General features: G+C 47.8%; 4 protein-coding genes. 2 read left to right on the top strand and 2 right to left on the bottom strand.

Going from position 1 to position 13,106, the window contains the following annotated elements; genetic code table 11:
* Positions 1-3,295: transposase (locus MXE41_RS12545; protein ID WP_247100773.1), on the top strand; the 3,295-nt coding region annotated here is incomplete at its 5' end.
* 1,197 nt (positions 3,296-4,492) lie between these two features.
* A complete protein-coding gene (locus tag MXE41_RS12540) occupies positions 4,493-5,401 on the top strand; it encodes a YiiX/YebB-like N1pC/P60 family cysteine hydrolase (protein WP_247100772.1) in 909 nt (302 codons plus the stop codon).
* Between the two features lie 1,300 nt (positions 5,402-6,701).
* Here the strand turns inward: MXE41_RS12540 and MXE41_RS13280 are convergent.
* Both MXE41_RS13280 and MXE41_RS12530 read right to left on the bottom strand, forming a co-directional pair.
* Positions 6,702-10,271, bottom strand: coding sequence for a hypothetical protein (locus MXE41_RS13280; RefSeq protein ID WP_247100771.1), 3,570 nt, complete (start codon positions 10,269-10,271; stop codon positions 6,702-6,704).
* A 484-nt stretch (positions 10,272-10,755) separates the two neighbouring features.
* The gene (locus MXE41_RS12530; protein ID WP_247100770.1) at positions 10,756-12,816 is read right to left on the bottom strand and encodes a transposase; all 2,061 of its coding nucleotides are present in this window, start codon (positions 12,814-12,816) and stop codon (positions 10,756-10,758) included.
* Between the last annotated feature and the right edge of the window lie 290 nt (positions 12,817-13,106).

Genomic DNA, 13,106 nt, shown 5'->3' with positions numbered 1-13,106 from the left:
ACATGGCCTGCGTAAGGAATATTTTGACTTCAAAGACCACAGAAACGGATTTGCCACCAGTGTCGGCAAGCTGGTCGCCCAGTACGATAAGACCCATGATCAGCAGGATGTATTTGAGTTCACCAAGACAGTCAGAACCGATTCTGAAGGTAATCCGGATCAGCTTGTAAACTCCTCTGGACGTAATCCTGTTGGCATTCCTCATGGTGATGAGAAGTTAAACAAATCTGCAAAGTCCCAAGGAAAGGCCAATGATGACCTTGAAGATGATGTGAATCAGGCTGCTACTGAGCTTGAAAACGAGGAGGAAGAGCTTTCAGATGATACTCAGACGCTTTTAGATGCAAATAAAGCTTCTCAGAAACACCATGATTCCTTAAACAAGAGCAAGAGCAAGAAAAAAGGCAAGAAGACCGGCAATAGCACTGAGAGCTCCAGGCCACAGGTTAAGAACGCCCAGGCATGCAGCCTTTTCACGATCTTCAAAGAGGAGTACAGAGAGCTTTGGGAAAATTATGGCAATGAAGGTGCAAAACTTATTATTGATAAATATCACTCGTCGAGCTTTTTACCAGAAGAGGCAATAGCATCTTGCAGTGAGGACGGCTCTCCAATGATTCTGGTAACCTGCTTTAACTCACAAAAATACATTTTCAACTTCAGGCTGTTCTTGAATGAGTTTCTGGCAGTCACAAGCGTGATCCCGATTATGTACTGCCCTGAATGCAAAGAGTTAAAGCTTGGCTATATTGACGGCATGGACTATCCGGCAGCTGGAAACAGCATGCTGAGCATAGCTTTGGTTAATGATATTCTTGAAGGTGTTTTCACGAAAAGACGCTCAATCAACAGTTATGTACCTGATATTCAGCGGGACTTCTGTTTGGGAGGTGATTACCTGAATAGAACCTTCAGATATCATCAGCTGTTTACAACACATATTGGCCACTTTCTGATCAAATCAGTGCTTTCATTTCTGGCAAAGGCATCTACTGATGAGACCCCGATCTCTGTACTGTCAATTCAGGGGCGCTCCAAGGTAAGCGACGAAATCAGGTCAAACATGTCTGAGGACGATGTTTCCCATATAACTGATACTTCTCAGCCTTATGCTGCGGTATGGAAAAGTAAAGATCCTGATATTCCGGCTGTTGCCTGTAACCTTTCATTCGGACGTGGTGTCTTCAGTCTTGAAGCAGCTGGTCAGATGTACTGGACTGATGTGGAAGCCGTGCTCAATGGCGGAAAGCTCATATACCTGAAGGAGATGATATCCGATGGCTACCCGGTCTATGTCTATGAGACATCAATGTATGGTATTGAGCTTTTCATGTGCCATGTCCATGGACGCAGTGAGTTTTTTAAGGCTGGCAATCCTAAGGCGCTCAACAGGTTTATCAAGAAGTTTGATAAGAATCATCGCATCAAGAAGATTAAGAGCTATCTGAAAGGAAACAACAGCAATATTGCCTGCTCCATTATTCTTTCGCTGTATAGTGCATTCTTTGCCATGGAGCAGAAAGTTCAGGCACTGCTTGAAGAGTCAAGAAACCTTAGTAACGGCAAAAACGTCACTGACGAGGACCTTGTCAAGGCTGAGGCCTGTCGTAAAGAGGCTGCCGCCCTGCGCTCTGGCCCTATGCGCGAGCTTATGAACTTCATCTATGATGTAATTGATACTATGAGGGAGCTCTATACATTTAAGAATGGCAAGTGGGTCAGCATCTCCAAGGGAAATGACTATGCAGCTGCCTGTGTGTATATGCTCAACAACAAGGAGTATTTTTACAATTGCCTTGATAATGTCGACATGGTTGTTCATAACAATGATACTGAGCAGGTTATGAGCCGCATCGCTTTACAGCGCAAGAATGGATACCTGACAGTATCTGTCAAAGGGGCTGAGCTTGATTGTGGTTCCCGTTCAGTTATTGAAACCCTTAAGGCTAACGGACTTGATATTACTCAAGGTCTGAGTAAATTGTCTCATGCTTCCTACAAACAGCTGTATACACTTGTCATGCATGATGAAGCCAGACAGGGTAAAATCGGCCTTAACAAGGAAGTAGACAATACTTACTCCACTGGTAACCTGATAATGCCTGACGAAAACCGTCTTCTTGAGATGCTGCCAGGCATAGACTTTGTGAAACTTATCCCGGTACTTTTTAATGAGACTGCTCAGGCCGCCATCAAAAATCTTGGAAACTCAGATGGCTCTGGTGAGGATATTTACCAGAAGATCAATGACAGAGCCCATGAGCTCCTAATGGACTGGCTAAGCAGATATTATGAGCAGGAATTCCGCAAAACCTATGCTTCAATAGACGGCCATGAATCAGAGTTAAATGACCTTGCAGATGAATTTAACAGGGTGGCTGATGAGTATGAGAATCATGCACAATCATCCGCCGCTGCTTCAGGTGGTCAACCTGATTCATACGCCGACCCAGACCATGGCACGTCGCCTGGGCCTGACATTGACCATGGGGAGAAGCCAGGACCTCAATCCGGGCAGGATCAGGATAATCAGACACAGTCATTATCTGAAGCAGAAGAGGAGGAAATCAATCAGACAGCTCGGTCGAACCAGATAATAGACATTGTTAAGAGGGCCAGAAATGCAAACAAGCGAGCCAGGATTAAGTCCAGTGAACTTGAGAGAGCTCTGACCGGAGAACTGGAAACTGACGCTGAAGCCGAAAACGCTAAAGCTGATGAATTTGCAAAGGAGTGTGGGCTGTTAGCTGATGATGAACATGACAGAGCCACGGGCAACCGCCCCCTTTCCGTTAAAAGCTTTTTGAGTTTTATAAACAATAAAATCGGTCACGTGATAGATAAATGTACATTGATGCAACATAATCTTGAAGGTGACACCAGCTCGGGAGATTATGATTTAAAGCTTGTTAAAGAGATCATCGAACCTGGTGTGCTCAAAAAGTTTACCAGTGAGCTTAATCTCCTTTCAAATACTGACAAGAGCCTGAGAAGCAGAGGCATGGCCGGGTCAAATATTTCATACGGCATAAACTTTTTGATCGACCATGTATCTGTAGCCTGGCATAACGCTCAGATGGCAACTGGAGAAAATCGTGAAGAACTCAGGAAGATTGCGGTCAACTGCATTAACTGGTTGTCAAGTTTTCTCAAGGACTGCAGAGAGCACATGAATATTGTGTTTTTCCAGATAGCTGAAGATGCCCGCTCAAGGAGCAATGCCATGGAAGACATGGTTAAAAGGATTGAGGACAGGATTATTGCCCTGCGCATATCACTTCCTCCAAGACCATAGTCGTCTCTTGAACCAAGACGCTTTCTAAAACATTTTATTGCCTGTCAGGTATGATTGACTACGTCTTCAGCAGCAGCTGTCAGACCGGTTGACCATGTCTGAACCAAAGTACTGATACCGTCTATTACCTCTGGGAAGGGATACCGACCCAGGGGTTTTGTGCGTCCGCTTCCTGCCATCGAACCACCTTTGCCTCTGAATCTAAAACCCCTGTCCTGAACGGTAAAATATTTTTCATCCCGCATTAGACAGGGATCTGTCACTATCGATTGGGTGTATAAGGCACCGCCTTTCCTCCAGACAGGTCGGGCCGGTCTGCCAGTTGCCAGCCACCGGATGCGTGAGCAGTCAGGGGACTGGCTTGCCAGTTATCCGCTCATCGGTCCCTCTACAAGTCAGGGCTGCGCGCCTACCGAGCATCCGGTCACCAGCCGTGCTACCTGTCATGGCAACCAGGCCTGCTGGCAATCCAGCCAGCGTCCGTGCCATCAGTCAGGGATGCCAGGCATGTTGGTCATCCGGTCACCGGGCGTGCTACCAGTCGGGGCAGCCCGGCCTGCAAGCCAAATATCCGACGGACATTCCACCCGTCATGCGGCCTGGGGGCTGCCATGCGGCATATCAACCCCTGTTCGCATGGCACTATTTTACCCAAGATAACAATCAATATGTTGCCGTCAAGGAAGCCTACTCTGCAGTTCCGCGAAGCAGGCAAACCTGAGCAGGCACGCCTGCCCTGCTGTACAGGCTTCATGCATCACGACCACCAGCGGCTCAGCCACGCATCCTGCCCATAGCTGTACTGCAGCACCAGTGAGCCCGTGACTTACCACTCTCCTGCAGCACCAGTGAGTCTGTGGCTTACCACTCTACTGCGGCGCCGGTGAGCCTGTGGCTTACACCCTTCGGCAGCTTGCTACGCATGTCAATACTCATTGAGTCCTGAACCGGCACTGACAGCTCTTCACTGCTGAGCGAATGATTTGGGGTGCTGGCTGAAGCTGGGCTTACGTACCGGATTCACACTATGGTACTGGTGACCAGGCGCCACTTCACAGGTATATCAGGGGCCAGCAGAGGGCAGGTGATCACCAAAATGCACATGCTCAATGGATGGTGCTCTGAGGTACAGCCAGGTATTTGTGTGGTAAGGTATCATCCGCATGCTAAATTACTGATGACTTAAGGAGTCCTGCTATGGGCCTGTTTTCCCAAGATAATCAAGCTCAGCTCAGCCGACCTCGCCGTCGCAGGCTATGGGCTGGTCTTATTGCCAGTGCTGTGTTGCTGGCAGCTGGAGCCGGTACATGGCTTTGGACTGAGCGCAATGAGGTTGTGGCTTCAACTGTAGTTAAACTGAGCATGCAGACCATTGCTCCTCTTCCTGAGCTGGAGGTAGGTGACATTTTGCTGCGCATGGGCGTTGGGGCCGACAGTTACGTCATTGCCGCTGCCAGTGACTCGCTGTATTCTCATGCCGGAATAGTCAGTGCTGTCACCCCTGAGATCCTGGTAACTCACGCAACTACGGCTGATGATGCAGGGTCAAAATTTGAAGGCGTGATTACCATTCCCATTGCCAACTTTGTCTCCGAGGCCTCACGCATAGCCGTAGTGCGCTATCCGGGCCTTGATGAGGCAGAAAAGCCGCTCGTAACGTCCTATCTTAAAAGCATGGAAGGTGAGCCTTTCAGCCTCAGTCAGGACTCTGACAGTATCTACTGCTCAAATCTGGTGCTTTATGCCCTGCAGGATCATGTTCAGATCAAAGTTGAGCCGCAGAAAGTCGACATGCCTCTCTTTGATGGCACTTTCTACTTTCCTCAGGCCTTTCTTGAGGACAGTCAGGCACAGCTGATATACGTATACCCTGATGTTCAACCAGCTACGGTCCCATCCCCTGCCACTGCCCATGGCTCTGGCCATGACACTGTCACAGCTTCAACCGGTGACTCAGCACCGGCCTCAGCAACAGCCCAAGACCCAGACCAAGGTCAAGGACCAGTCCACACCTCAACTCAGGGCTCATTACCAGCCTCAGGCTCAGTGCCAGACTCAACTAAGGCAGGGCAATCATCATCCTCTGAGCAATCTGACAAGCCATGATGCCCGGTAATTCCAAGGGCCTCCTACCGCAAACCTCCTGCACGGCAGTTACCAGTCAGGCCCTCGCAAAAACGGACCTGTCCACTGCAAAAGCTGTTTCCGCTCATGCAAGCCATAGAGCTGCTCCTGGAGCTGCCATACCTCAAGTGTACGCCACAACATGCTACGGACATAGCCCTGCTGCACCCATTGCGCAGTTCTGCATGTGTGTAAGTACTGAGTGTCTCAAAAATGGCAGTATGATTCATTTTCCGGTCTAATGCTCATTTCGTCCCTTCATGCTGAGCCCCGCATCAGACAACTCCACCTTTGACAAGCATTGACACTCTATAAAATACATTATCTATGTCTGTCATGGTATTTAATGGTCGTACCACGCATTCTATCGCTGATTCTCATAAGCTATGGCTGACTGTTACCAATTGCCTCAAACATACGTTTATGCTCTATAAAACCATAAAGATTGTTATGACGGCCTAATTACCCAACTGACATAAGGAACAGTCACGAATGTCACGTTAATCTTTCATACATGAATCTCTGCATCAAACAGACAGCTTTGCTTTACAAAACTACATAAAAACCGTTTAAAACATTTTGTATGCACGGCTCCAATTATATCTACATCATGCATCACATCATGATCGATGCCGGTAGAATCAGCTGTAATTACTCTATAAAACGTTATGTAATATTATGATTTACCAAGGCATGCGCTGACTGAATTGCCAAACAGTTAACCTGGTCTGAGATCAGCAATATGTGCTGAAGACAGCGTGGCTACTTTTGCTCAGCTGATGAAGTCTGGATAACTTGCAGGTTGCAGAGCTAAAACTCACTCAGCTGAAGTTGTCTGGATGACTTACAGGGTTCAGGGGCTAACCCCACTGAGCTGCAGGCCAGGTGATGTATGAAGCGGGGAAACTAAACAGACGCTATGTTATGTGATCCTGCCCCTTGCAAAGGCAATTAGCATGTCTATGCTCATGATCTCACAGATAGATGGCCAGATCTGAGTTCGTATATGCGTACTTGACAGGGGATCTGCTTTTGACCGGTGATGGGAAATGACGGGTCAGGGGTCAGGGGTGAGTGTGAGATTATGACTAAAGGAGGGAAAGGCTGAAGAATTGCCTTATGAATTGCAGGTTAAGACGTTACAAGCCTGTCGCGTGTTCTGGTCTGTGCTGGTATTGAGTGGCTGTGCTCCTAAATTGTGATTTGTTCGTGGCTTGCAAGGCCTGCTGCATGGCAGCGGCCGGAGGCCAGCCCGGACGTTGCGCCTGGGCTTTCTTGATCATTAACGTGATTGCGGGCCGGTACGGCTCTGACGGCGGCTTCCTGAGACAGATTCGCCCACGTTATCATGATCATCAAAGCTGGTGCGTATGAGATTGCAGGCTGTGTTAGAACGCAATGAGCAGGCCTGATGCAGGTAGCGGTGAGCCTTTACATAGTCAGGCGACACTGTGGTGTTGTCAGGAAAGACAGCACCATTTAAATAAATACGGCCCAGCTCCAGGCAGCCAATACCAAGATTAGGGTCGATAAGACGCAGCTCGTTAGTGATGGTACGGGCAATACGGCATGAGCGCAGATACAGCTCTATACCCTTTTGAGTATCAGGCTCGAAACCGGCATATCCGTTAATGTACATCGCGGCCAGATTGGCACAGGAACGTGGTTCTTCAAAGTTGCATCCTGTCTCCAGATAGCGTGAGCCCAGCTGGCGGTTGGCAATAGTGGTCTTGCCCATGGCGATAATTCCGCCGTAACGGCCGTAAGTGGACAGCAGCAGGCGGCAGCTCAGAGAGTGCTTGAGATGACAGCCACGTCTGAAAAACACAATGGAGTGCAGCAGGTGATCAAAAACGGCGCCCGGTATTGGAGCTCCTGGATAGTTGTCATGAGCATGAGCCAGATCTTCAGCAGCCTGCAGACGCTTTTTGTTATTGCGTTCCATGCTGGCCAGGGCATCATAATGACGTCCTGCCAGATAGCACGAATAACCTCTGCCATTGATGCACGATGATGACTCTTTCTGTAAATCTCCATGGCTTAAGAAAGGATCTTCACGGAAACGCAGGGAATATGAGGTTAGACGGGTAAAGGTCACTGGATTACGAGCATGAGTTCTGACCATAAGCTTATTATGACTGTGCTCAGGTTCAGAGCTGGCTTCAGGCTTTGTCAGAGTCGGAGCTTTAACCTTTGCTGCGCAGACCTCATCTTCAGGCTTATGCTCCTCTCCATCATCAATATCAGCATTTTCACTGTCTTCAGATTTCATGAGATACACGCCCATGGCAACCTGCTCAAGGGTAGGACCACCAATACCCGGAACTCCGTCTTCACTGCGACTGCGGGCACGCTTAAGTTCCGGAACTTCAGACCAGTGCTCACCTTCTGATGGAATCTCGCCCAGTACCTCACGATCACCCTCCAATGGGGTATAGCTTTCCTCAACGCTATTGACGGCCCCTGATTCATCTGACTGACCTGAAGCAGCTCCAGAGTCAGTTGCAGCTGTATGTGCATCTGCGTCTGTAGATTCAGAAGTGGCCGACGCAGCTTCTGAAGATGGTTTGTAAGCGTTTGCAGACTGACCAGTCTTCGCACTCTGTCCGGGCTGAACTGTCAGGAGTGAACTGGTCGTGCTTTTCTTGCTGTCCAGTGCAATGAAACGGGGAACATCATAACGAGGGTCATCGAACATGGGATGAGAGTATGTACCGCTGCTGCCAGTGGTAAGACCGGAGCTGTAGTTGCCATGACTGTCATCCACCCCATTCAACTGTCTGATATGCTTTTGCAGCCTTGCGATATCGGTAGAGCCACGGATCATTTCATGCAGTTCATTTACCGCACGACGGGCGCGCATATCATTTATGGTTGAAGTAATGGGGAGCTCTTCGCCTGAAGGGGCAGGTTTATTGCTGCCATGTGCGGAGACATGGTCGTAAAAGGCCAGAGAGTCGCTTTCATCATGTCTACGTCCGTAGCGCAGGCTGTCATGACTGTGATTGGTGAACTGATTATAGAACTCAGCATGATTGATGACATTACTGGAGTAGTAACGCTGTTCTGGCTCTCTTTTTTGCTCATCTTCAAGCAGCTTGTCGAGGTCATTATTTTTCTGTATGTAATCACCGAGCCTTACAGTTCCGGCAAACATACCTGGACGGCTGATTTGTGCAGCCTCAAGATTCATGGATGAGTTCTTTTCAGTACGTGTACTGCTTTCATAGCTTTGATCGCCTCCATATGATGACATGTAGGCATCCATAAACTCATCTGTCCACTGCAGCTGGTTCTTAATATGCTCATTATCATGAGCTACATCATTGTTTTCATACTGGAAGGCCTGAGCTCCAGTTCCGGCAGCACCTGCAAACGATCCGGCGCCCACGCGCCTGGCACCTGAGGCCCCGGCATCTGCGGCTGCTCCAGCAGAGGCGGAGGCTGCGCCAGATGGAGCAACAGCCGAACTGTTCTTGCCCCCATCACTGCCTTTCACTGCCGGATTGTTATGCTGAGCAGCTGCCTGAGTCTGGCTGTCTGCAGGGACTCTGCTGCGACGCATCGAGTCGGCCATTTCCTGAAGATCGATATCAGTGTCTATCTCATCTGATGACGCATAGACCAGAGAGTGGTCATAAGGCAGATCAGGATGGCTGTCACCACTTATTCCCTGATGAGAGGAGACTGACTGAGCATTTCTGTGCTTGTGCTGACTTTCACGCATTTTGCGGTTTTGAGCAGCGGCGGCATGGTCAGGAAGGTCAGTGCCATAAAGATTTGGACGGTAATCGTACTCCTCATTTAGTGAAGGGAGCTTTTCCTTTTGGGCGGCACGAACAGCAGCAGCATGAGCGGCGGCGGGTCCCTTATAAGAGGATCGGTTGGTAATATGGGCAGCAGCAACATCAGGGTCTCCGGCTGCACTATTATCATCACTGACAGCCCAGCTCCGTCCCTGGTTCTTCTTAATCTGGGAGGAGTAGAAAGCAGGTGCGGAGATGCGTTGACCAGAATCAATATCACTGTTGCGATACTTTGACTGATCTTCATGCGATGCATGGTGATTATTCAGTCGGGTATTTGATTCAGAGTCTTTAGCCAAACCAGAGCTTTTTGCCTTTGCTGTCTGCCCAGTAATGTCCACCCCGGCTCCAGTGAGCTCAGTGGGATCTGATCCTGCAGTTGCAGGAACATCACGCCCCTGATTCAGGCCAATTTCGGCATGACAGGCTGATTTATCTCTGGATTTATGGTCATGATAAGAATCAGCAACAGCCATTTTGCGGCGCTGCTCAGACTGTAACAGATCCTGCTGAGAAGACGACAGGCCCAGCTGATGGCTGTTCTGTGCCAGCTGATGGCAATGCAGGGTCTTCTCATGGCTGTCCTGTGTCAGCTGATGGCAATGCAGGGTCTTCTCATGGCTGTCCTGTGTCAGCTGATGGCTGCTCCGTCCCAACTCATTACTGCTCAAGGCTGACTTATGGCTGTCATTGAAAGGCTGTGGCTGGGAATTGAGAGCCGTCTGGTCACTGTCTGAGCAGTGGCTGTTGCGAGGCTCATTTGAATTACACTTTTCTTTGGCAGGCACCACACTGGTGTCGCTGACCTGATGAGGAGCAGGGACAAGGGCGGTATCAGAGAGGATTGAGCTTTGTGCAGAGGCAGCATGGGCTGGCCCGGCTGCGGATGCAGCAGGCTGGTCAACCATGGATAATGAGCTGTCCGGTGCAACTGTAATTATCGGGGTAACAGGGGCAGGCACCTGCTGCTCAAAAACATGAGCTGCAGCAATAGGATCGAATAGCAGGTCAGGCAGTGACGGTGGAGTCAGGACAGCTGCCCTCACTCCGGCTCCAGGCAGGGCCAGTGCAAATATCACTATCAGGCTTCGACAGTCGACGGATCCTGATACTGGATTGTCAGACTTGATGAGCATGTTATGGCTTATACCGAAAAAACAAATAAGGCTGACGTTGCCTGGACATGATACAGGGCGCCGGTTGTGAACACTGATTCTAGATATTAATAATACAGCAAAATTCTGGGTAAAAAGGCCATGGAGCGCACATATCCAGACAAAAATAATAAGGCCCAGATTACGAAAAATACCGGATTTGTGACCAACTGTCCGATCTGAACGACAGACATCTGTCCCCTCACAGACAATCATGTCATAAAGATTCTCATCTATGGATTTTAATCAGTACTGAAGCCCAGTTATTGGAGCTCAGGATATTCTGTTTTAATAAAACTTTCCCAGAGTTTTGAACTATAAAAAGCTCTCTAATTAATAGATCTATGCAAATATGTACATAATTCTTAGTCAAGAGTTAGACATATACCCTTGTAGTCTTGCTGCCCGGTGGCCTTCCTGGACGCCGTTTTGCAGGCATAGGTCCTACAAATGCAGCATGAAACTCTCTAGTATGTTTTCGAGAGTATTTTGCCCATGGCCAGATTTTAGAAACGGGTAATGATGACTCCAAGGAAGTGGTGGTTTTCTTGTTTTTGGAGCCTGCTGGACGACCTGGCTTACGCTTTGCCGGCATTGGCCCAACAAATGAAGCCTCAAACTCAACAAGCTTCCTGTTTCTACTGCCAGCAGGTCGACCGCGTCCTCTTTTCTTAGGCATTGGTCCAACAAAGGCAGCTTCAAACTCAACAAGCTTCCTGTTTCTACTGCCAGCAGGTCGACCACGACCTCTTTTCTTAGGCATTGGTCCAACAAAAGACGCCTCTTGTAGTAGCGTCTTTTTGTTTTTACTTCCTTTAGGTCTGCCAGGGCCTCGTTTAAGCGGCTTAAGCTCCGTTCCTGTCTCATTACATCCATAATCATCAGGCTTGTCAGCTGCCCTTGTTTTGGACTTTGGTGACCTTCTTCTTTTAGAAGATATACTCTCTAAATAACTTTGTGAAGCATCAGCAAGACCCAGCTTAACAAGCAGCTCAAATGCACTGTCTCTGGCTGGAACATTCCAGCAGCCATCGTCAATGTGACCGCGAAAAGGTGCATCAACATTACGGTCAATGTCCCTGAGATCTTCCAGTCTGGTTCTGATTGAAAGTCGTGTTAATTCTCCGTCTTTCTCAAGCTTCTTGATGGGGGTAATGATCTTGCAAAGCATCAGCGTAGCAATAAAGTTTATAAACTCATTGCCAATAACAGCCTGCTTTGATTGAACCCTGGTAATGTCCAGATCAAGGGTGTTTTTGTAGTGATCAAATACGATTTCAAGAAGCCACCTGTTACTGTAATACTCAAGTACATCTAATGGATCAAGATCCCTGTCTGAGAGAAATGTAATCGTTCCATGAATCCACATACTTTCCAGGAACTTATCACCATCCAGCGAGGCTGTATCGTCATTGATGCGGTGTAAGATTGCGTGCTTTTCGGCTTCTCCTCTTGTTACATCTCTTACGGTGTACATAAATGTACCATCAGCCAATTTAAGCTTCTTGTACATGACCATATGACCGTTGTTGAGTATGGCAGTACTGTCACAAGCCAGCATATTGTGCTCGAAAATGCGCTTGTCATTCCGCTTAATCGGAGCAATGTAGTGAAGATCAGGGTACTGTTCCAGAAGATCAGAAATCTTGCTTACATTGAATCCCTTATCACATACGATTGTGCCTCTTTCAATCTTGTTATCAAGAATGAAATCTCGAAAAGCTTTAGCATCAAGCATATTTCCCTGATACGCCTTTGCGCAGATAACCTCTGCCATGTCATGGTCGTATGCATATATAACAGAGATCTCCTTATGACCTTTGAGATGAGTTTTAGCTGATGGCATGGAAAGGGTGTTATCACCGGTATCTTGCTTGAGGACACCATCAATCATAAGGTTGCTTGATTCTGCAACGTTGTTCAGTCTTAAAGCATAGAAATCCTTTAACCTTGTTGGCGCTTTGCCCAGGTTCTCAAGAAGCTGAGTTATGCTGTTCTTAGAAAGCCCAATGCATGGGTAAAGCTTGCTTATGAAGCTCATTCTGGCCTTAGAAGCATAGCGATTACATGCTATACCAGGGTTGGTTACCCTGAGAGATGCTATGGTGAAAATACGATTTGCATCCTCAACGGTAAAACACTCCAGAAGATCTGAGTAAATATCAGCACAGGTAGCATGAACAAAAGCAGCAGCACCGTACTGAAGTCTCTCACTGGTATTCTTCGAGACATCGTTAATGAACTCGGACTTTGGGATAAATCTGCCACTACAGATGTACCCAATAATCTTGCCATTGCGAGGCCCAGGGTTGTTGCCGGCGGTCATTTTATAACCAGCTCTCTCCCTTACAGCGTAGCGTCTGCCGCCGGAGCTGCCAGTATCGACAACTACGGTGTTTTTAGGCCTATCGACACTTTTAATATCGTCTGGTACCATAAACTCTCGAAGATAAAGTTAACATAAATTCCAGACTGTATTATAACCTTAGTTCAGATATCTTGTGAACTATATAAATAATATTTGTCAATAGTTGTGTCTAATATTATTTAAATTTGTTTTTGTCTTATTCCGCTTATTTATCGCAAAACTAGTATCAGATTTCAAAAGTTTTGACCCACTGAGTACTAGCACTAAATACGTATCGTAATCTGCAAATATATAGTAGAATCAGGGCTTATGAAAAAAGTAGAATGCCCTGATTCACAGGCTGCCCATGCCCTGCATAA

The sequence above is a fragment of the Anaerobiospirillum sp. NML120449 genome (assembly GCF_023051105.1).
Classification (GTDB): domain Bacteria; phylum Pseudomonadota; class Gammaproteobacteria; order Enterobacterales; family Succinivibrionaceae; genus Anaerobiospirillum.
This window is presented reverse-complemented; position numbering and strand designations above follow the sequence as displayed.